Annotated in this window: 19 protein-coding genes and 1 pseudogene; 13 read left to right on the plus strand and 7 right to left on the minus strand. The window is 72.5% G+C overall.

Annotated elements, in window-relative coordinates; genetic code table 11:
• Positions 1-9: 9 nt before the first annotated feature.
• On the minus strand, positions 10-987 hold the full coding sequence (locus ABTY61_RS10520; RefSeq protein WP_350504565.1) for a carbohydrate kinase family protein: 978 nt from the start codon (positions 985-987) through the stop codon (positions 10-12).
• Positions 988-1,258: 271 nt separating this feature from the next.
• Between ABTY61_RS10520 and ABTY61_RS10525 the strand changes: the two genes are divergently transcribed.
• Together ABTY61_RS10525 and ABTY61_RS10530 are read left to right on the plus strand one after the other, a co-directional pair.
• Entirely contained in the window at positions 1,259-1,468 is a 210-nt protein-coding gene (locus ABTY61_RS10525; protein WP_350504566.1) for a hypothetical protein, read from the plus strand.
• A gap of 91 nt (positions 1,469-1,559) precedes the next feature.
• Positions 1,560-2,243: a hypothetical protein gene (locus ABTY61_RS10530; protein ID WP_350504567.1), complete on the plus strand. Its 684-nt coding sequence runs from the start codon at positions 1,560-1,562 to the stop codon at positions 2,241-2,243.
• A gap of 113 nt (positions 2,244-2,356) precedes the next feature.
• Here ABTY61_RS10530 and erpA read toward each other — a convergent pair whose 3' ends face one another.
• Positions 2,357-2,710 (minus strand): iron-sulfur cluster insertion protein ErpA, encoded by a 354-nt coding sequence (gene erpA, locus ABTY61_RS10535; RefSeq protein ID WP_049651846.1) that lies wholly within the window; start codon positions 2,708-2,710, stop codon positions 2,357-2,359.
• 244 nt (positions 2,711-2,954) lie between these two features.
• Here erpA and ABTY61_RS10540 point away from each other — a divergent pair, with 244 nt between their 5' ends.
• Positions 2,955-3,818, plus strand: coding sequence for a GNAT family N-acetyltransferase (locus ABTY61_RS10540; RefSeq protein WP_350504568.1), 864 nt, complete (start codon positions 2,955-2,957; stop codon positions 3,816-3,818).
• Positions 3,819-3,914: 96 nt separating this feature from the next.
• Here the strand turns inward: ABTY61_RS10540 and ABTY61_RS10545 are convergent, their stop codons facing one another.
• A complete protein-coding gene (locus ABTY61_RS10545; RefSeq protein WP_350504569.1) occupies positions 3,915-5,297 on the minus strand; it encodes a pyridoxal phosphate-dependent decarboxylase family protein in 1,383 nt (460 codons plus the stop codon).
• Positions 5,298-5,490: 193 nt separating this feature from the next.
• Positions 5,491-5,955 (minus strand): Lrp/AsnC family transcriptional regulator, encoded by a 465-nt coding sequence (locus tag ABTY61_RS10550; protein ID WP_350504570.1) that lies wholly within the window; start codon positions 5,953-5,955, stop codon positions 5,491-5,493.
• Between the two features lie 377 nt (positions 5,956-6,332).
• Between ABTY61_RS10550 and nadA the strand changes: the two genes are divergently transcribed.
• Positions 6,333-7,517, plus strand: coding sequence for a quinolinate synthase NadA (nadA, locus tag ABTY61_RS10555; RefSeq protein ID WP_502895267.1), 1,185 nt, complete (start codon positions 6,333-6,335; stop codon positions 7,515-7,517).
• Between the two features lie 83 nt (positions 7,518-7,600).
• On the opposite strand, the gene pspAA is transcribed toward nadA, so the two are convergent.
• Positions 7,601-7,900 (minus strand): PspA-associated protein PspAA, encoded by a 300-nt coding sequence (gene pspAA / locus ABTY61_RS10560; protein WP_350504571.1) that lies wholly within the window; start codon positions 7,898-7,900, stop codon positions 7,601-7,603.
• A 32-nt stretch (positions 7,901-7,932) separates the two neighbouring features.
• Complete coding sequence (locus tag ABTY61_RS10565; protein WP_350504572.1) at positions 7,933-8,739, minus strand: PspA/IM30 family protein; 807 nt, start codon at positions 8,737-8,739, stop codon at positions 7,933-7,935.
• Between the two features lie 301 nt (positions 8,740-9,040).
• Here ABTY61_RS10565 and ABTY61_RS10570 point away from each other — a divergent pair, with 301 nt between their 5' ends.
• Positions 9,041-9,634, plus strand: coding sequence for a DUF3043 domain-containing protein (locus tag ABTY61_RS10570; protein ID WP_350504573.1), 594 nt, complete (start codon positions 9,041-9,043; stop codon positions 9,632-9,634).
• A gap of 179 nt (positions 9,635-9,813) precedes the next feature.
• Positions 9,814-10,554: a methyltransferase domain-containing protein gene (locus ABTY61_RS10575; RefSeq protein ID WP_350504713.1), complete on the plus strand. Its 741-nt coding sequence runs from the start codon at positions 9,814-9,816 to the stop codon at positions 10,552-10,554.
• Between the two features lie 47 nt (positions 10,555-10,601).
• Here ABTY61_RS10575 and ABTY61_RS10580 read toward each other — a convergent pair whose 3' ends face one another.
• Complete coding sequence (locus ABTY61_RS10580) at positions 10,602-10,802, minus strand: hypothetical protein (protein ID WP_350504574.1); 201 nt, start codon at positions 10,800-10,802, stop codon at positions 10,602-10,604.
• Between the two features lie 84 nt (positions 10,803-10,886).
• Between ABTY61_RS10580 and cobU the strand changes: the two are divergent.
• The 7 genes and pseudogenes from cobU to ABTY61_RS10615 form a co-directional block, all read left to right on the plus strand.
• Positions 10,887-11,468, plus strand: a pseudogene (gene cobU, locus ABTY61_RS10585) (bifunctional adenosylcobinamide kinase/adenosylcobinamide-phosphate guanylyltransferase); the annotation flags it as partial.
• Positions 11,469-11,620: 152 nt separating this feature from the next.
• On the plus strand, positions 11,621-12,736 hold the full coding sequence (locus ABTY61_RS10590) for a nicotinate-nucleotide--dimethylbenzimidazole phosphoribosyltransferase (RefSeq protein ID WP_350504575.1): 1,116 nt from the start codon (positions 11,621-11,623) through the stop codon (positions 12,734-12,736).
• Positions 12,737-12,841: 105 nt separating this feature from the next.
• Positions 12,842-13,633, plus strand: a complete 792-nt coding sequence (locus ABTY61_RS10595; RefSeq protein WP_350504576.1) for an adenosylcobinamide-GDP ribazoletransferase — start codon at positions 12,842-12,844, stop codon at positions 13,631-13,633.
• A 258-nt stretch (positions 13,634-13,891) separates the two neighbouring features.
• A complete protein-coding gene (locus ABTY61_RS10600) occupies positions 13,892-15,397 on the plus strand; it encodes a leucyl aminopeptidase (RefSeq protein WP_350504577.1) in 1,506 nt (501 codons plus the stop codon).
• Between the two features lie 404 nt (positions 15,398-15,801).
• A complete protein-coding gene (gene lpdA, locus ABTY61_RS10605; RefSeq protein WP_350504578.1) occupies positions 15,802-17,190 on the plus strand; it encodes a dihydrolipoyl dehydrogenase in 1,389 nt (462 codons plus the stop codon).
• 75 nt (positions 17,191-17,265) lie between these two features.
• Positions 17,266-19,062 (plus strand): 2-oxoglutarate dehydrogenase, E2 component, dihydrolipoamide succinyltransferase, encoded by a 1,797-nt coding sequence (sucB, locus tag ABTY61_RS10610; RefSeq protein WP_350504579.1) that lies wholly within the window; start codon positions 17,266-17,268, stop codon positions 19,060-19,062.
• A 138-nt stretch (positions 19,063-19,200) separates the two neighbouring features.
• Complete coding sequence (locus tag ABTY61_RS10615; RefSeq protein ID WP_350504714.1) at positions 19,201-19,716, plus strand: DUF4240 domain-containing protein; 516 nt, start codon at positions 19,201-19,203, stop codon at positions 19,714-19,716.
• The last annotated feature ends 4 nt before the right edge of the window (positions 19,717-19,720 follow it).

Raw genomic sequence — 19,720 nt, forward strand, 5'->3', positions numbered from 1 at the left:
CCGGGCGGACTACTTGACCAGGTGCGCGCGGATCTCCGCGGCCGCCTCGGCTCCGTAGGCGCCCTCGAAGCGCTTCAGGAAGGCGGCCGGGCGCAGCTCGTACTCCTGGGTGCCGACGGTCTCGATCACCAGGGTGGCGAGCATGCAGCCGAGCTGGGCGGCGCGCTCCAGGTCGAGGCCCCAGGACAGGCCGGACAGGAAGCCGGCCCGGAAGGCGTCGCCGACCCCGGTCGGGTCGACCTTGGCCTCCTCGGCCGGGCAGCCGACCACGATCGCGGCCTCGCCCTTGCGCTCGATCCGGACGCCCTTGCTGCCCAGGGTGGTGACCCGGGTGCCGACGCGGGTGAGCAGCTCCTCGGCGTCCCAGCCGGTCTTGGTCTCGATCAGCGCGGCCTCGTACTCGTTGGTGAAGAGGTACGAGGCGCCGTCCACCAGCTCGCGGATGTCCTCGCCGTCCAGGCGGGCCAGCTGCTGGGAGGGGTCGGCGGCGAAGGCGTAACCGCGGGTGCGGCACTCCTGGGTGTGGCGGACCATGCCCTGCGGGTCGTCGGCGCCGACCAGGACGAGGTCGAGCCCGCCGACGCGGTCGGCGATCGGCTTGAGCTCGATGTTGCGGGCCTCGGCCATGGCGCCGGTGTAGAACGAGGCGATCTGGTTGTGGTCCTCGTCCGTGGTGCACATGAAACGGGCGGTGTGCCGGGTCTCGGAGATGTGGACGGAGTTGCAGTCCACGTTGTTGCGCTCCAGCCAGCTGCGGTACTCGGCGAAGTCCGCGCCGGCGGCACCGACCAGGATCGGCCGGAGCCCGAGCACGCCCATGCCGAACGCGATGTTCGGCGCGACGCCGCCACGACGGATGTCCAGGGCGTCGACCAGGAACGACAGCGACACGGTGTGCAGCTGCTCGGCGACGAGCTGGTCGGCGAACCGACCGGGGAACGTCATCAGGTGGTCGGTGGCGATCGAGCCGGCGACGGCGATACGCACGGGGTCTCCTCAGGATGGCAACAGGGCCAGCGGGGTCGGATGAACCCACCCACGGTACCGGGCCGGGACGGCGCGCCAGCAAGAGTCCCGCAAGCTGTCCCTCCCGGCCATGGTGGCACCCCGCACCCTCGAACGTGTACTACCTCCGGGTAGCACTGGTGGGCCCGCCGGGCCGGGCCTAGGGTCGGCCCTACCGAGCCCTGCCGGACCGGGCGGGGCCCGTCGTCGACCGTGGCAGTGCGGCCACGGCCCTTGATCGGAGCGATGCCCGATGATGCCCGACCACACCCCGCTGACCGCCCTCCGGGCCGACACGGACGGCGAGACCCTCGACGCGCTGGTCCGCTCCTCCCGGCAGCTGCGCCGGTTCTGGCCCCTGGTGACCGCCGGTCCGGAGCCGGCCGCCCCCGCCTCCGTCGGCGTCCTGGTCCCGTCCGGGGCGCAGCGCCTGGTCGCCGGGATGGCCGAGTACGGCATGTGAGGACCGGGGAACCGGATCCGACCGGGGCACGTCACATCCGCGCGGAGCGGCCGAGGAGGCGGCGCCGCTGAGCCCTCGGGAGGATGCGCAGATGGATCTGGAGACGATGCCCCGCCGCGGTCGGCGGACGGTGGCCCTGGCGGTGGCCGCGCTGGCGGCGGTGGTGACCCTGGCCGGCTGCAACGGCGACGGCAAGGGCTCCGCGGACTCGGCGGCGAGCACCGCGAAGGCCTCCGCGGGCACCTCGGCCCCGCCGAGCGGCTCCGCGACGGCCTCCGGCTCGCCGTCCGCGGGGGCCGCCACGGCGAGCCCGTCGGCCCCGCCGAGCGGCTGGGCCCCGACCCCGGCCGAGCCCGCGCCCGGGCAGCCCTCGGGAGCGGCCACTCCCCCGAGCAACGGGATCGCGCCCGGTGAGCCCAACCCGGCCGGCACCGGAGCGGCCAACTCCAATGTGCGGCCGCCGACCGGCTACCGCCTGGACGGCAGCAACAAGCTGACCGTCTACTTCTTCGGCGGGGTCTGCACCACGTACGCGGTGAAGGCGGACGAGTCACAGGCGGGTCAGGTGGGCGTGGTGATCGTGCCCGGTCCGCCGACCGTCCAGCCGGGGCACGTCTGCACCGCGATGGCCAAGCGGCAGGCCGTCTCCGTCGACCTGCGCTCGCCGTTGGCCGGGCGGACCGTCGTGGACCGGACGAGCGGCCAGGAGGTGCCGCTGGAGGGCGACGCCCACGCGGGCCCGGACCCGGTGACCCCGGACGGCGCCGCGCGCTGACGCTTGACGTTCCAGTGGCGGGGCCCGGCACGGCACGGCACCAGCGGGAACGCGAAAGGCGGCCCCGGGGAACTCCCCGGGGCCGCCTCGGCGTTCGAGACCCGCCGTCAGGCTTAGCTGAACGAGTCGCCGCAGGCGCAGGAGCCGGTGGCGTTCGGGTTGTCGATCGTGAAGCCCTGCTTCTCGATGGTGTCGACGAAGTCGACGGTGGCGCCACCCAGGTACGGGGCGCTCATGCGGTCGGTGACGACCTTGACGCCGTCGAAGTCCTTGATCACGTCGCCGTCGAGCGAGCGCTCGTCGAAGAACAGCTGGTAACGCAGGCCGGAGCAGCCACCGGGCTGGACGGCGACGCGCAGCGCGAGGTCCTCGCGGCCTTCCTGCTCCAGCAGGGCCTTGACCTTGGCCGCGGCGGCATCGGTGAGGAGGATGCCACTCTCGACGGTGGTCTCGTCCTGGACGGTCATCTGCTTTCTCCCGGTCTTGACGACGGTCTGCCGCCAGTGCCAACCACCGACCGCCCGGATTCATTTCCCGGACGGCAGGGGATTTTGCGGCCTGTTCGACGGCTCGTTCTCCGTGGGCCGGGCGCGTCACCCTGGCCTCTACGCTCCCCATGCTCGCACAACCGGGGCGGAGCGGGCACCGCCCGCCTCACGGATCCGGGTGAACGGACCCCACGGCCGCCCCTCGGACGCCAGGATGGGCGGCATGATCCTTCGCCAGGTCAGGGACACCGCAGCGGACGCGGAGGTCGTCCGGGAACTGTCCCTCACCGCGTTCGCCGGACCGTCCGACGACCCCGCGCGAGCGCCGGGACCGACGCCCTTGCAGCTGGCCAGGACCAGACACCTGGCGCGCACCGATCCCGGCGGCTGCTGGCTGGCGGAGAGCGGCGGGCAGGCGGTCGGGGTGGTGCTGTCGATGCGCCGCGAGGGCCTGTGGATGCCCTCGCTGTTCGCCGTCCGGCCGTCCGCCCGGAACCAGGGGGTGGGGCGGCTGCTGTTCGAACGGGCCCTGGCGCACGCCCGGGGCTGCCTGCGCGGGATGGTCTGCGCCTCCGGCTCCCCCGCGGCGGCCCGCCGCTACCGGCTGGCCGGGTTCACCCTGCACCCGGCGATGCGGCTGACCGGGCGGGTGGACCGGGAGGGCCTGATCGACCCGGGCGACATCCCGGTGCACCGCGGCAACGCCACCCACCTGCACCTGCTGGACTCGGTGGACCGCCGGCTGCGCGGGTCCGCGCACGGCCCGGACCACGAGCTGATGCTCGGGCACTTCGAGGAGCTGCTGGTGGCCGACGCGCTGGCCGGCAGCGGGTACTGCTACCGGGACGGCGGCACGGTGCGGCTGCTGGCGGCCACCAGCAAGCGGATCGCGGCCCGGCTGCTGCGCGAGGCGCTGGCCCGGGTGCCGGACGGGGTCGAGGCCCGGGTGGAGTACCTGACCGCCGAGCAGGAGTGGGCGCTGGACGTCGGGCTGGAGGTCGGACTGACGCCGGAGACCGCCGGGCTGGTCGGGGTGCGCGGGATGCGGCCGCCGACGCCGTACCTGCCGAGCGGGGCCTTCCTGTAGCCGGGCGGGGCCCGCGGGCGGGCGGGAACGCGGACCGGTGGAAACCCGTACGGCCCCACCGGGCCGGTGGGGCCGTACGGACGGACGAGGGCCCGATCAGGCCATGGTGTCCAGGATCTCCCGGACCATCTCCATGGTGGTGCCCGGGTGCAGGAAGGCGAAGCGGGCGACCGTCTCGCCGTCCCAGCCGGTCGGGGTCACGAAGCCGATCTGGTCCGCGAGCAGCTGCTGCGACCAGCGGTAGTAGTCGTCGTTGGTCCAGCCCGTGCGCTTGAAGCAGACCGCCGAGAGCTGCGGGTCGAACAGCAGCTCCAGGTGCTCGGTGTCCCGGATCAGCTGCGCGGTGTCCCGGGCCAGCTGGAGGCCGGCCTCGATGGCGTCGGTGTACGCCTGGACGCCGTGGACGGCCAGCGAGAACCAGAGCGGCAGGCCGCGGGCCCGGCGGGTCAGGTGGTAGGCGTAGTCGGTGGGGTTCCACTCGTCGCCCTCGGTGTGCAGGACGTCCAGGTAGGAGGCGTCCTGGGTGTGCACGGCGCGGGCGAGCTGCGGGTTGCGGTAGATCAGCGCGGCGCAGTCGAAGGGGGCGAACAGCCACTTGTGGGGGTCGACCACGAAGGAGTCGGCGTGCTCGATGCCGTTGTAGCGCTCGCGCACCGACGGGGCGAACAGGCCCGCGCCGCCGTAGGCGCCGTCCACGTGGAACCACAGGTCGCGCTCGCGGGCGACCTCGGCCAGGCCGGCCAGGTCGTCGACGATGCCCTCGTTGGTGGTGCCGCCGGTGCCGACGACGGCGATCACCGGTGAGCCGGCAGGATCGGTTGCCGTGGGGTCGGCGGCCAGGGCGGCGCGCAGCGCCTCGCCGGTGAAGCGCCGGTCCACGGTCGGGACCTTGAAGGCCTCGACGCCGATGATGTTGAAGGTGTTCTTGACCGAGGAGTGCACCTGGTCGGCGACGGCTATCCGCAGCCGGGCCTCCGGACGGACGCCGAGCTTGCGACGGGCGGTGTCGCGGGCGACCACCAGGGCGGAGAGGTTGCCCGCCGAGCCGCCGGAGACGAAGCAGCCGCCGGCCGAGGCGGGCAGTCCGGCGCGGTCGGCGATCAGGCGCAGCACCTGGTTCTCGGCGGCGATGGCCCCGGCCGCCTCCAGCCAGGAGATGCCCTGCAGCGAGGCGCAGGAGACGACCATGTCGAACAGCAGCGCGGCCTTGGTCGGGGCGCACGGGATGAAGGACAGGTAGCGGGGGCTGTCGGCGGAGATGACCGCGCGGGACAGCTCGTGGTCGTACAGCTTGAGCACGTCGGCCGGGTTGTTGCCGTCCTGGTTGAGCAGGCCGGCCAGCTGGGTGCGCAGGTGCTCGCCGTCACCGGGGTGGTCGAGCGGGACGGGGTCGTACTGCAGCCGCTCCCGCATGTAGTCGAAAACCAGGTCGACCAGTTCGTTGTCGGGCCGGTGCATGCGGTCGGGTGCTGCGGACACGGCTGTCCCTCTCGGCTGTGGGGGTCGGGGGGATCCGGTCGGCGGGACGCCTCACCGCGCTGACCGGACGTGATCAGCGTAGGCAGCGGAGGTGCTTCGCCGCGCGTCGGAACGCGGCTGGTCAGGCAGGTTTCGAGCGTCTTCGGACCGGTCCGCGCAGATTTCCTGCGCACCCCGCCGGCGGGCCCGTCGATCAGCCGATCAGCTGGGAGAGGACCACCGAGGAGCGGCTGCGCTGCACACCGGGCTCGCGCCGGATGCGCTCGATGACGGCCTCCAGATGGCGCATGTCGGCGGCCCTCAGGTGCACCAGGGCGTCCGGGTCGCCGGTGACCGTCCAGGCGGCGACCACCTCGGGGAACTGGCGCAGGCTGGCGAGGATCTCCTCCGGGGCGGTCCGCTCGCGGCAGTAGACCTCGACGAAGGCCTCGGTCTGCCAGCCGAGCACGGCCGGGTCGAGCACCACGGTGAAGCCCCGCACCACGCCGCGCGCCCGGAGCCGGTCGATCCGGCGGCGCACGGCGGTGGCGGAGAGGTTCACCTGGAGACCGATCTCGGCGTAGGAGGCGCGACCGTCTCTGCCGAGGCGGGCGAGGAGCTGCCGGTCGGTCTCGTCCAGGTCCGCCCCGATCACCTCGTGCGCTCGGCTGCTGGTCATCGGTGCGGGGCTCCACGGGTCGTGCGGTGGGGGTGGGGGCGTCCCGGACGGTGCTGTCACTGCCGCTGCCGAAACGGTTCGCCACCCATTCTGGCCGATGACCTGAACGAGTTCATCGCTACGGGATGACGGACGGGCGGCCATCAGTCCACCGGGGGCGGGTTTCCCCGGGGCGGCTTCATGTTCATGGCCGAGCCGCACCCAGGGCTTCGAAGTATCGATTCGGCCACGGCAGGAAGCATCCGATTCGACAAGCGGTTCTCGTCACATCGACAGGATGGCCATCGTCACTCTGACGCTAACCGGTTAGAATAGATAGCGTCAGATAGACGAAAAGGCCCCACCGCTCGTTCGGCCGCACAGAAGGGCACCCGCCCGTGACCACCGTCATCACCGAGACCCACGGCGTCGACCCCACTCCGACGCCGCTCGCTCTGCTGCTGCTCGGCCGCGAGGCCGACCCGAACAGCGAGCGCGGCGTCGAGTGCCCCGGAGACCTCCCCCCGGCCTCGGACCCGAACCTCGTCGAACGCGCCCGAGCGGCCAAGGCCGCGCTCGGCGACCGCGTCTTCATCCTCGGCCACCACTACCAGCGCGACGAGGTCATCGAGTTCGCCGACGTCACCGGCGACTCCTTCAAGCTCGCCCGCGACGCGGCCGCCCGCCCCGAAGCCGAGTACATCGTCTTCTGCGGCGTGCACTTCATGGCCGAGTCCGCCGACATCCTCACCGGCGACCGGCAGCAGGTCGTGCTGCCGGACCTCGCGGCCGGCTGTTCGATGGCCGACATGGCCACCGCCGAGCAGGTCGCCGAGTGCTGGGACGTGCTCACCGACGCCGGCATAGCCGACGTGACCGTCCCGGTCTCGTACATGAACTCCTCCGCCGACATCAAGGCCTTCACCGGCAAGCACGGCGGCACCATCTGCACCTCCTCCAACGCCCAGCGGGCGCTGGAGTGGGCCTTCGAGCAGGGCCAGAAGGTGCTCTTCCTGCCCGACCAGCACCTCGGCCGCAACACCGCGGTGCGCGACATGGGCTTCTCCCTGGACGACTGCGTCCTGTACAACCCGCACAAGCCCAACGGCGGCCTCACCGCCGAGCAGCTGCGGGACGCCAAGATGATCCTCTGGCGCGGCCACTGCTCGGTGCACGGCCGGTTCAGCGTCGACTCGGTGAACGACGTCCGCGAGCGGATCCCCGGCGTGACCGTCCTGGTGCACCCCGAGTGCAAGCACGAGGTGGTCAGCGCCGCCGACATGGTGGGCTCGACCGAGTACATCATCAAGGCCCTGGACGCGGCCGAGCCCGGCTCCAAGTGGGCCATCGGCACCGAGCTGAACCTGGTCCGCCGCCTGGCCAAGGCGCACCCGGACAAGGAGATCGTCTTCCTGGACCGCACGGTCTGCTTCTGCTCGACCATGAACCGGATCGACCTGCCGCACCTGGTCTGGGCGCTGGAGTCGCTGGTCGAGGGCCGGGTGCCGAACGTGATCACCGTGGACCCGGAGACCGAGAAGTACGCCAAGGCCGCGCTGGACCGGATGCTGGCCCTGCCGTAGAAGGCCGTCGGTCGTCACGGCGAAGGGCGGGTCCCCTCCGATTCGGAGGGGACCCGCCCTTTCGTCTGGCAGCGGCCGCGCGGCTATTCGTACTCGGGGAAACCCGGGATGACGCCCTCGCCCTCGGACAGCAGCAGGGACCGGACCTCGTCGAGGGTCGCCTCGGCACTCGGCAGGATCAGCTCGGACGGCTCCAGCGAGTCGTCCGGGAGCCGGGTGCCGTACTGCTTCACGGCGTCCAGCAGCTTGCCGTAGGCCTGGCGGAAGGTGTCCTCGTCGCCCGACTCCACCGCGGTGAGCAACTCGTCGTCGAGCTGGTTGAGCAGGTTCAGGTGGTCCTCTCCCACCTCGAACTGCCCCTCACCCATGACCCTCATGATCATGCTGCGCTTCTCCTGGTTCGTGGGTGGTCAGCTCACTTGTTGTAGTTGATGCGCGGGGTGTCCTGCGGGTGCGCGTCCTGCGGCTGGGCGGGCTTGCCCTGCTCGATCGCGGCCGGACCGGTGGCGGGGCCACCGGACAGCTCGGCCTTCATGCGGGCGAGCTCCAGCTCGACGTCGGAACCGCCGGCGACACGCTCCAGCTCGGCTTCGATGTCGTCCTTGCGGCCGAGACCACTGGCGTCGTCGAGCGCGCCGGAGGCCAGCAGCTCGTCGATCGCGCCGGCGCGGGCCTGCATCTGCGCCGTCTTGTCCTCGGCGCGCTGGATCGCCAGGCCGACGTCGCCCATCTCCTCCGAGATGCCGGAGAAGGACTCGGCGATGCGGGTCTGCGCCTGCGCCGCGGTGTAGGTGGCCTTGATGGTCTCCTTCTTGGTGCGGAAGGCGTCCACCTTGGCCTGGAGGCGCTGGGAGGCGAGCGTGAGCTTCTCCTCCTCGGCCTGCAGAGCCTGGTACTGCGTCTCCAGGTCGTTGATCTGGGACTGCATGTTGGCCTTGCGGGTCAGCGCCTCGCGCGCGAGGTCCTCGCGGCCGAGGGACAGCGCCTTGCGGCCCTGGTCCTCGTACTTCGCGGACTGCTGCTGGAGCTGGGTCAGCTGGAGTTCCAGGCGCTTGCGCGAGGTCGCGACGTCCGCGACGCCACGCCGTACCTTCTGCAGCAGTTCGAGCTGCTTCTGGTAGGAGTAGTCGAGCGTCTCACGGGGATCCTCCGCCCGGTCCAAGGCCTTGTTCGCCTTGGAGCGGAAGATCAGCCCCATACGCTTCATGATTCCGTCGCTCATGGGCCTCGGGTGCCCCCTTCTCCGGCCTGCGGTTTCAAATCTCGTTACCAGACACGACGAGTGTATGTGCAGCGAGCCCTTCGCCGCAGTGCACCTGCCTGCAACAAGACTGCTACAGCGACCAGCGGCAGATCCTCATCCCCCGGGTGGATCCGCCTCTCATCCTCCCCATACTCCATCGGATTGATCCCCTACGGGAAGGGCCCGGGCACCCCGGGTCTGATCGGGGTCGGACGGATCGATACGCGTTTGGGTCCGAGGGGACCCGTGGTCGCGGCTCCGCACCCCGTACGCTGGGGGTGTGTTCCGACGCCGTTCAGATGATGCCGCCGCCTCCGCCACCGTGCTGGAGGACGAGACGCCCCAGGCCCGCCACCCGCAGGCCAAGAAGGGCCGCCCCACCCCCAAGCGCAACGAGGCCGAGGCCAACCGGCGCACCCGGGTCGTGGTGCCCAAGGACCGCAAGGAGGCCTCCCGCCAGGCGCGCGACCGGATGCGCGTCGAGCGCGAGAAGCAGCGCCAGGCGCTGATCGACGGCGACGAGCGCCACCTGCCGGCCCGTGACAAGGGCCCGGTGCGCAAGTTCGCCCGCGACTACGTGGACTCCCGCTGGTCGCTCGCCGAGTTCTTCCTGCCGGCCGCCGTGGTCATCCTGGTGCTGAGCATCGTCAAGGTGCCCGCCCTGCAGCTGTTGTCCACACTGCTGTTCCTGCTGTTCTTCGTGCTCGTCATCCTGGACTTCGTCCGCCTCGGCCTCGGCCTGCGCAAGCAGCTGGCCGAGCGCTTCGCCGGGCAGAACACCCGAGGCACCGTCGCCTACGGCATCATGCGCACCCTGCAGATGCGCCGGCTGCGCCTGCCCAAGCCGCAGGTGCGGCGCGGGGAGAAGCCCTGACCGCCGAACCGGTGGACTCCGGCTGGGCCCTCCCTTCCTGGGAGGGACCCGGCCTCTACGCACTTCCCGGGCAGGGCGGCGCGCTGCCCGGACAGGGCGACGGCGGACACGACCGGCTCGGCCAGGAGCGCCGGCTGCCCTCCCGCAGCGGCTCCTTCGCCGGCGGCACCGCGGCCTGGCTGGACCGGCTCGGCGGACTGCGCAACTTCGTCCGGCAGGAGCTCGTCTCCCGACAGCTCGCCGAGCAGCTGACCGGCCGCACCGCGCAGCGGGTCCTCGACATCGGCTGCGGGCAGGGCACCCAGGCCCTGCGGCTGGCCCGGGCGGGCCACTACGTCACCGGGATCGACTCCGACCCGGTCGCGCTCGGCGTCGCCCAGGGGGCGCTCTCCGAGGAGCCGGCCGAGGTGCGCGGCCGGATGCAGCTGCTCAGCGGCGACGGCCACCAGTGCGGGCGCTGGTTCGGCCCGCGCAGCTTCGACGTGGTGCTCTGCCACGGCGTGCTGATGTACCTGCCCGACCCGGATCCGATGATCGCCTCGCTGGCCCGGCTGCTGGCACCGGGCGGACTGCTCTCGCTGCTGGTCCGCAACCGCGACGCGCTCGCGCTGCGGCCCGCCGCCGCCGGGGACTGGCGGGCCGCCCTGCACGCCTTCGAGAGCGACCGGTACTACAACCGGCTCGGGCTGGCCGCCCGGGCCGACCGGCTCGCCGACCTGACCGTCACCCTCTCCGAGGTGTCGGTGCCGGTGCGGCACTGGTACGGCGTCCGGGTGTTCACCGACAACGCGCCCGACAACGCCGCGCCACCGGTGGACGGGCGGCAGCTGGCCCAGCTGCTGGAGGCCGAGGACCGGGCCGGCCGCACCGACCCGTACCGGCAGGTCGCGGCGCTGCTGCACGTCATCGGGGCGAAGTAGCCGCTGTTCGCCCGCTCACCTCCAGGGCAAGGGTTCCGCCCCCGGGCTCAGTCCTCGTGCAGGCTCATCGAGTAGATCACCCGGTCGTCGTCCAGCAGGACGGCGTTGTCGACGCCCTCCTCCGCGAGCTGCTTCCAGCTCTCCCCGATCCAGGTCTCGGCGTCGCCCTGGCCGGCGAACTCCTCCTCACCGAGGCCCGACGTCACCGCGCTGCCGTCCGCCTTCTCGTACCGCCACGTCCAGACCATGCCCGGCTCCTCCCACTGACGCTGCCTTGTGTGCTGCGCAGGTTAGCCTGCCCGGCCCGATCTTCCGTATGCCTGTCGGGCAGGATGGGCGGCATGGCGACCCACCCCCCGCTCCCCCGCACGCTGCTGCTCGGCGGCGCGCGCTCCGGCAAGTCCACCCGTGCCGAGCAGCTGCTCGCCGACCGTCCGGACGTCCTGTACGTGGCCACCGGCGGCACCCGGGACGGCGACGCCGAGTGGGCCCAGCGGGTCGCCCTGCACCGGGACCGCCGGCCGGCGAGCTGGCGGACCGCCGAGACCTGCGACCTGGAGGCCGTGCTCGCCGACGTCGGGGACCCGGCGCCCGTGCTGATCGACTGCCTGGCGCTGTGGCTGACCGCCGTGATGGACGAGTGCGACGCCTGGTCGGATGCGACCTGGGCGGACGGCGGCGAGGCCGCGGTGCAGCGCCGCTGCGAGGCCTTGGCCGCGGCCTGGGCCGCCACCCCCCGGACCGTCGTCGCGGTGAGCAACGAGGTCGGCATGGGCGTCGTCCCGGCGACCGCCGCCGGACGGCGCTTCCGGGACACCCTGGGCCGGCTCAACATGGCCGTGGCGGACGCTGCGGACCGGGTACTACTGGTCGTGGCCGGACAAGTCCTGACCATCAAATCCGTTGGCGTGTAGCCTTCCGGACGGTGACTCCTCCGCCTCAGCGCATGAGGCGGCTCCTCACTCGACCGCTTGCGCAGTCTCCTGACGGCCAAGCCCTGACCGCTGCCTGAGGCAGACCTCGAATGTGCTGCGCAGATCCCGCGCAGTGTGCGAGAAACGGACAAATGGACACGACCGTGGATCTCGACTCGTTCTCCTCTCTCGTCGAGCGCCCCGACGACAGCGCCCGGCGGGCCGCCGAGGAACGCTGGCAGGAGGCCGGGCGGCCGCGCGGCGGCCTGGGCAAGTTGGAGGAGCTGGGCAGCTGGCTGTCGTCCGTACAGGGGCGTTCCCCGGTGCGGCCGGTCTCGGCGCCCAAGGTGCTGCTGTTCGCCGCCGACCACGGCGTGGCCGCGCTCGGCGTCTCCCGGCTGCCCGCCGACGGCGGCACCGCGGCCCGGGTGCGGGCGGTGCTCGACGGCAGCGCCCCGGTGGCCCGGCTGGCCGCGCGCTACGGCGCCGAACTGCGGGTCGTCGACGTCGCGGTGGACACCGACCCCGCGGACTTCCCGGACGAGGTGGTCGCCCACCGGATCCGGCGCGGCTCCGGCCGGATCGACGTCGAGGACGCGCTCACCCCGGAGGAGACCGTCCGGGCCTTCCGGGCCGGCATGGCCGTGGCCGACGAGGAGGCCGACTCCGGCACCGACCTGGTGCTGCTCGGCGACCTCGGGGTCGGCTCCACCACGGTGGCCGCCGTCCTGGTCGGCGCGCTGTGCGGGACGGACGCGGCCGCGGTCTGCGGGCGCGGCTCGGGTATCGACGACCGGGTGTGGATGGTCAAGTGCGCCACCATCCGGGACTCGCTGCGACGGGCCCGCCCGGTGCTCGGCGACCAGCTGGCGCTGCTCGGCGCCACCGGTGGCGCCGACTTCGCCGCGATCACCGGCTTCCTGCTGCAGGCCGCCGTCCGCCGACTGCCGGTGGTGCTGGACGGCGTGGTCTCCTCGGCCTGCGCGCTGGTCGCGCAGCGGATCGCCTTCCGGTCGCCGGAGTGGTGGCGGGCCGGACAGTCCAGCGGCGAGCCCGCCCAGGCGAAGGCTTACGACCGGCTGACCCTGACGCCGTTGCAGGACCAGGGGATCACCGTGGGCGAGGGCGTCGGCGCGGTGCTCGCGCTGCCGCTGCTCCAGGCGGCGGGCGACGCGCTCGCGGACGAGGCGCCGCGGCCGTTCGTGCCGTCGGCGCCGAAGGAGCAGCCGAAGCTGCCGTCGGCGGCCGACCTGCTGCGCAGGCTGTAGCACCCGGCCTGCCCCATGTTGTGCAGTGCCCCGCTCCCCTTCGGGGGCGCGGGGATTTCTGTTTGTCCGGGCCGGGTGGCTCCGGGGAGAGAAGGAGCGGGAGCGATGGCCGACGGCGGTGAGCGGGCGACGTGGGGCGAGGGGCTGCGGTTCGCGTTCGGGACGCTGTCGGTGCTGCGGGTGCGGGTGGAGCGCTGGGACCGGGCGGCGGCGGCCCGGGCGATGGCGGCAGCCCCGGTGGTCGGGGTGGTGCTGGGCGCCGTCGCGGCCGGGGCGGGCGCGCTGGTCGCCTGGCGGGCCGGCGGGCTGCTCGCCGCGGTGGCGGCGGTGGGGGTGCTCGCCGCACTGACCAGGGGGCTGCACCTGGACGGCCTGGCGGACGTCGCCGACGGGCTGGGCAGCGGCAAGCCGGCCGAGGACGCGCTGCGGATCATGAAGCAGTCCGACATCGGCCCGTTCGGCGTACTGACCCTGGTGCTGGTGCTGCTGGCGCAGATCGCCGCACTGGCCGGACAATTCGGGCATTCGGTGCTGCGCGGCACCCTCGCGGTGCTCGCCTCGGCGGTGGCCGCGCGGTGCGCGCTGGCCTGGGGCTGCCTGCGGTCGGTGCCCGCCGCCCGCCCGGGCGGCCTGGGGGCGATGGTGGCGAGCACCGTCGCGCCCGCCGCGGCCGTCACCGGAACGCTGGCCGCCGCGTTCGCCGTGGCCCTGCCCGGACAGTTCGACGGATGGTCAGCCCTGCGTCTCCCGCTGGCCGTTGCGCTCGGCGCCGGTTCGGCCCGGCTCCTGCTCGCGCGGTGCGTCCGCCGGTTCGGCGGAATCACCGGCGACGTGCTCGGCGCGATGGCCGAGACCGCCGCGACCGGAACCCTGTTCGCCCTGGCGTTGCTCAGCTGACACCGGGCGGCGCGTGGTCCCACCATGCGGACTACCATGCGTGGAGCACCGCAGCCCTGCACCGTGGCAGGTCCTGCCCGCCCGGCGCGCACCGAGGAGCCGGGGCCTCTGGTGCGCGCGGCCGCTCCGGTGGCCGCGCGCACCAGGGGGCCCGGAACCGCAGGGGCCGCCGGCGGACGGCCGGCGACGGCGGGCTGCGCCGGTGCGGCAGTCACGCCGCGACCGGCCGTGGACCGCGAAAGAACAGGACGCATTTACGTGACTGCATTGTCTGTGAGCACCTCCTCCGCCGCCTCGCTGCGCGCGGATGCCCTGGTGGTCGGTGTCGCGAAGGGCCCCAAGGGCGTTGTGCTGGCCCCCGGCGCCGAGGCCGTGAACGAGGCGTTCGAGGGCAAGCTGGCCGAGATCCTCGGCACCCTGGGCGCGACCGGCTCTGAGGGCGAGAGCGTCAAGGTCGCCTCCCCGGCCGGCCTGAAGGCCGCGTTCGTGCTCGCGGTCGGCCTCGGCGAGGCGGCCGAGGCCGGCTACGACCTGGAGGCGCTGCGCCGCGCCGGCGGTGTCGCCGCCCGCACCCTGGCCGGTGTCAAGAAGGTCGCGCTGGCCCTGCCGGCCGAGTCCGCGGCGGAGGTCGAGGCGGTCGCGCTCGGCGGCCTGCTCGGCTCGTACGCCTTCGGCACCTACAAGGCCGACGGCAACGGCAAGGAGCCGGTCGGCGAGCTGGTCCTGCTGGCCGCCCGCAAGGGCAGCAAGGACGCCAAGGCCGCCGTGGAGCGGGCCGCCGCGATCGGCGAGGAGATGAACCGCGCCCGCGACCTGGTCAACACCGCGCCGAACGACCTGACCCCGAAGAGCTTCGCCGCGATCGCCCAGGCGGCCGGCAAGGAGCACGGCCTCAAGGTCGAGGTGCTGGACGAGAAGGCGCTGACCAAGGGCGGCTTCGGGGGCCTGCTGGGCGTCGGCAACGGCTCGACCAACCCGCCGCGGCTGGTGAAGCTCGCCTACACCCACCCGAAGGCGAAGGCGACCCTGGCCTTCATCGGCAAGGGCATCACCTACGACTCGGGCGGCATCTCGCTGAAGCCGGCCGGCCACAACGAGACCATGAAGTGCGACATGGCCGGCGCCGCCGCCGTGTTCGCCGCCGTGGTGGCCGCCAAGCGCCTGGGCCTGGCCGTCAACATCACCGGCTGGCTCGCGCTGGCCGAGAACATGCCGTCCGGCTCCGCCACCCGCCCGGGCGACGTGCTGCGCATGTACGGCGGCAAGACCGTCGAGGTGCTGAACACCGACGCCGAGGGCCGCCTGGTGCTGGCCGACGCGATCGTCAAGGCCGGCGAGGAGAACCCGGACGTCATCGTCGACGTGGCGACCCTGACCGGCGCCATGGTGCTGGCCCTGGGCACCCGCATGTTCGGTGTGATGGCCAACAACGACGAGCTGCGCGACAACCTGCACGCCATCGCGGGCGAGGTCGGCGAGCAGTCGTGGCCGATGCCGCTGCCGGCCGACCTGAAGAAGGGCATGACCGACTCGACCATCGCCGACCTGGCCAACATGGGCGAGCGGATGGGCGGCGGCCTGGTGGCCGGCCTGTTCCTGCAGGAGTTCGTGGCCGAGGGCATCGACTGGGCGCACCTGGACATCGCCGGCCCGGCGTACCACGAGAGCGCTCCGTTCGGTTACACCCCGAAGGGCGGCACCGCGAGCGCGGTGCGCACCCTGGTCCGCTTCGCGGAGCAGACCGCGGCCAACGGCAAGGCCTGATCCGAACGGATCCGAACCCGACGGGGGCCCGGCGCACTCGCGCCGGGCCCCCGTCGGCGTTCCCGCGCGGTTACCTGCGAGTAGGCCGCGGCGCCCCACCGCACCTATGTTCGCCACGGGCGAAACTTTGTTCCGCACTGCGGAAGAGGCGGCGCCGAAGCGGGCGGAAGGCGCCCGTCCGGCGGCTGCCAACAAGGCTTTGAGCTGCGATGATGCCCTTCCGTCGAGGGTGTTCCCGCCCCGGTGACCACTCCGTGGGACACCCCTGGGGTGGACCCGGACATCAGCCACCGCGAACAAGTGCGAAGATGTATTTCCGGCACGACTGGGCGCCCCACAAAGGCTTCCGACCCACCGGACCGCGACCGGCCCGGCGACCCACCCCATTGCATGGAGGACGTGACGTGGCGAACGACGCCAGCACCGTTTTCGACGTAGTCATTCTCGGAGGCGGAAGCGGCGGTTACGCCGCGGCGCTCCGCGCCGCTCAGCTGGGTCTGAGCGTCGCCCTGGTCGAGAAGGGCGAGCTGGGCGGCACCTGCCTGCACCGCGGCTGCATCCCGACCAAGGCACTGCTGCACGCCGCCGAGATCGCGGACGAGACGAAGGAGGCCGCCGAGTTCGGCGTTCTGGCCACCTTCCAGGGCATCGACATCAACGGCGTCCACAAGTACAAGGACGACGTCATCGCCGGCCTGTACAAGGGCCTCCAGGGCCTGGTCGCCTCGCGCAAGGTGACCTTCATCCAGGGCGCGGGCAAGCTCTCCTCGCAGACCTCGGTCGACGTGAACGGCCAGCGCATCGAAGGCCGCCACATTGTTCTCGCCACCGGTTCGGTGCCGCGCTCGATCCCGGGCCTGGAGATCGACGGCAACCGTGTGATCTCCTCGGACCACGCCCTCAAGCTCGACCGGATCCCGAAGTCGGCCGTCATCCTCGGCGGCGGCGTCATCGGCGTCGAGTTCGCCTCGGTCTGGAAGTCCTTCGGCGTCGAGGTCACCATCGTCGAGGCGCTGCCGCACCTCGTCCCGCTGGAGGACGAGAACTCCTCCAAGCTGCTGGAGCGCGCCTTCCGCAAGCGCGGCATCAAGTTCGAGCTGAAGGCCCGCTTCTCGGGCGTCGAGTACACCGAGTCCGGTGTCCGCGTCTCCACCGAGAACGGCAAGCAGATCGACGCCGACCTGCTGCTCGTCGCCATCGGCCGCGGCCCGGTCTCGGCCGGCCTCGGCTACGAGGAGAACGGCGTCGCGATGGACCGCGGCTACGTCCTGGTCGACGAGTACATGCGCACCAACGTGCCCACCATCTCGGCCGTCGGCGACCTCGCCCCGACCCTGCAGCTCGCCCACGTCGGCTTCGCCGAGGGCATCCTGGTCGCCGAGCGCCTGGCCGGCCTCAAGCCGGTGCCGATCGACTACGACGGCGTCCCGCGCGTGACCTACTCCAACCCGGAGGTCGCCTCCGTCGGCATCTCCGAGGCCAAGGCCGTCGAGCTGTACGGCAAGGAGAAGGTCGTCACCCTGAAGTACAACCTGGCCGGCAACGGCAAGAGCAAGATCCTGAAGACCGCCGGCGAGATCAAGCTCGTCCAGGTCAAGGACGGCGCCGTGGTCGGCGTCCACATGGTCGGCGCCCGCATGGGCGAGCAGGTCGGCGAAGCCCAGCTGATCTACAACTGGGAGGCCCTGCCGGCCGAGGTCGCGCAGCTCATCCACGCGCACCCGACCCAGTCCGAGGCCCTGGGCGAGGCGCACCTGGCGCTGGCCGGCAAGCCGCTGCACGCGCACGACTGATCGCGCCCACCACCCCCCGTTTCCGGTACTTCCCGTACTTCCCGTACGCAAGACTTGATAGGAGTCGCTGAAACCATGGCGGTCTCAGTAACACTGCCCGCGCTGGGCGAGAGCGTTTCCGAGGGCACCGTCACCCGTTGGCTGAAGGCCGAGGGTGAGCGTGTCGAGGTCGACGAGCCGCTGCTCGAGGTGTCGACCGACAAGGTCGACACCGAGATCCCGGCCCCGGCTTCCGGCATCCTCTCCTCGATCAAGGTCGGCGAGGACGAGACCGTCGAGGTCGGCGCCGAGCTGGCGATCATCGACGACGGCACCGGCGCCCCGGTCGCCGCCCCGGCCCCCGTGGTCGAGGCCGCGCCCGTCGCCGCTCCGGCTCCGGTCGCCGCCCCGGCCCCGGTCGCCACTCCCGCTCCGGTTGCCGCCCCGGCCCCGGCTGCCGCTCCGGCCGCCCCGGCCGGCGACGCCACCCCGGTGCTGCTGCCCGCCCTGGGCGAGTCGGTCACCGAGGGCACCGTCACCCGCTGGCTGAAGGCCGAGGGTGAGACGGTCGAGATCGACGAGCCGCTGCTCGAGGTCTCCACCGACAAGGTCGACACCGAGATCCCGTCGCCGGTCGCCGGCGTCGTCGTCAAGATCCTGGTCGGCGAGGACGAGACCGCCGAGGTCGGCGCCCAGCTCGCGCTGATCGGTGCCCCGGGTGCCGCCGCTGCCGCTCCGGCTCCGGTCGCCGCCCCGGCCCCGGTTGCCGCCCCGGCCCCGGCTCCGGTTGCCGCTGCTCCGGCTCCGGTCGCTGCTCCGGCTCCGGCCCCGGTTGCCGCTGCTCCGGCTCCGGTCGCTGCTCCCGCTCCGGTTGCCGCCCCGGCTCCGGCCCCGGTTGCCGCCCCGGCTCCGGTTGCCGCTCCGGCTCCCGTCGCCGCCCCGGCCGCCCCGGTGGCCGACGCCGGTGACGCCTACGTCACCCCGCTGGTGCGCAAGCTCGCCGCCGAGCACGGCGTGGCGCTGTCCTCCGTCGCCGGCACCGGCGTCGGCGGCCGCATCCGCAAGCAGGACGTCATCGCCGCCGCGGAGGCCGCCAAGGCCGCCCCGGCCCCGGTCGCCGCTGCCGCCGCCCCGGCCGCCGCTGCGCCGAAGGCCGCCGCCGCGCCGTCCGCCCTGCGCGGCCAGACGGTCAAGATGACCCGCATGCGCAAGGTCATCGGCGACAACATGATGAAGGCCCTGCACGAGCAGGCCCAGCTGACCAGCGTGGTCGAGGTGGACGTCACCAAGATCATGTCGCTGCGCGCCAAGGCCAAGGAGGGCTTCCTGGCCCGCGAGGGCGTCAAGCTCTCCCCGATGCCGTTCTTCGTGAAGGCCGCCGCCCAGGCGCTGAAGGTCCACGCGGTCGTCAACGCGCGGATCAACGACGCCGAGGGCACCATCACCTACTTCGACACCGAGAACATCGGTATCGCGGTGGACTCCGAGAAGGGTCTGATGACCCCGGTCATCAAGGGTGCGGGCGACCTCAACATCGCCGGCATCTCGAAGAAGACCGCCGAGCTGGCCGCCAAGGTCCGCGACAGCAAGATCACCCCGGACGAGCTGTCCGGCGCCACCTTCACGATCAGCAACACCGGCTCGCGCGGTGCGCTGTTCGACACCGTGATCGTGCCGCCGAACCAGGCCGCCATCCTGGGCATCGGCGCCACCGTCAAGCGCCCGGTGGTCATCGAGGCCGACGGCGGCACCGCCATCGGCATCCGTGACATGACCTACCTGTCGCTCTCCTACGACCACCGCCTGGTGGACGGCGCCGACGCCGCCCGCTACCTGGTCGCGGTCAAGGAGATCCTCGAGGCCGGCGAGTTCGAGGTCGAGCTCGGCCTGTAGGACAGCGCGGCCGCAGCACGGTCGTACGGAGCCCCGTGTCGTCCCCGGACGGCGCGGGGCTCCGGCCGCTTCCGGGATGCGGTTCGCGCCGGGTCATGGCATGCGTGGAGACGACTGAACAGGGATGCTTGAGCGGTGATGGACGAGACGGACTTCTGGCAGATCATCGACGACACCTGGGAGGCCGCCGACGGCGATCCCGATGAACAGGCCGAGCGGCTGGTGGAGCGCCTCGTCCAGCTGACCCCCGACGACGTGATCGACTTCGGCCGGCTGTTCGAGGCCCGGTTCCAGCGCGCCTACCGCTACGACCTGTGGGGTGCGGCCCACCTGCTGCTGGACGGCGCCTCCGAGGACACCTTCGACTACTTCCGCTGCTGGCTGATCGGCCAGGGCCGGGAGGTCTTCGAGGGCGGGCTGGCCGAACCGGACGACCTGGCGGACCTGCTGCCCGAGTTCGACGAGGAGGAGGACGGCGAGGCCGAGGACCTCGGCTTCGCCGCCGACGAGGCGTACGAGCAGCTGACCGGCCTGCCGCTGCCCGACGTGGGCGGGCGGCAGGCGGGGCGGCCGTCCGGGGCGTTCCTGGACTTCGACGACCCGGACGTGATGGCGAAGCGCTTCCCCAAGCTCTGGGAGCGGTACGGGGACTGAAGGG

Source organism: Kitasatospora sp. NPDC096128, from assembly GCF_040303105.1.
In the GTDB taxonomy this organism is placed as follows: Bacteria; Actinomycetota; Actinomycetes; order Streptomycetales; family Streptomycetaceae; genus Kitasatospora.

Bases quoted from the DNA above. Each gene is read 5' to 3' on its own strand.
- ABTY61_RS10525 (WP_350504566.1), top strand. From the start codon at position 1,259: ATGATGCCCGACCACACCCCGCTGACCGCCCTCCGGGCCGACACGGAC.
- ABTY61_RS10530 (WP_350504567.1), top strand. From the start codon at position 1,560: ATGGATCTGGAGACGATGCCCCGCCGCGGTCGGCGGACGGTGGCCCTG.
- erpA (WP_049651846.1), bottom strand. From the start codon at position 2,710: ATGACCGTCCAGGACGAGACCACCGTCGAGAGTGGCATCCTCCTCACC.
- ABTY61_RS10540 (WP_350504568.1), top strand. From the start codon at position 2,955: ATGATCCTTCGCCAGGTCAGGGACACCGCAGCGGACGCGGAGGTCGTC.
- ABTY61_RS10550 (WP_350504570.1), bottom strand. From the start codon at position 5,955: ATGACCAGCAGCCGAGCGCACGAGGTGATCGGGGCGGACCTGGACGAG.
- pspAA (WP_350504571.1), bottom strand. From the start codon at position 7,900: ATGATCATGAGGGTCATGGGTGAGGGGCAGTTCGAGGTGGGAGAGGAC.
- ABTY61_RS10565 (WP_350504572.1), bottom strand. From the start codon at position 8,739: ATGAGCGACGGAATCATGAAGCGTATGGGGCTGATCTTCCGCTCCAAG.
- ABTY61_RS10580 (WP_350504574.1), bottom strand. From the start codon at position 10,802: ATGGTCTGGACGTGGCGGTACGAGAAGGCGGACGGCAGCGCGGTGACG.
- ABTY61_RS10590 (WP_350504575.1), top strand. From the start codon at position 11,621: ATGGACACGACCGTGGATCTCGACTCGTTCTCCTCTCTCGTCGAGCGC.
- ABTY61_RS10595 (WP_350504576.1), top strand. From the start codon at position 12,842: ATGGCCGACGGCGGTGAGCGGGCGACGTGGGGCGAGGGGCTGCGGTTC.
- sucB (WP_350504579.1), top strand. From the start codon at position 17,266: ATGGCGGTCTCAGTAACACTGCCCGCGCTGGGCGAGAGCGTTTCCGAG.
- ABTY61_RS10615 (WP_350504714.1), top strand. From the start codon at position 19,201: ATGGACGAGACGGACTTCTGGCAGATCATCGACGACACCTGGGAGGCC.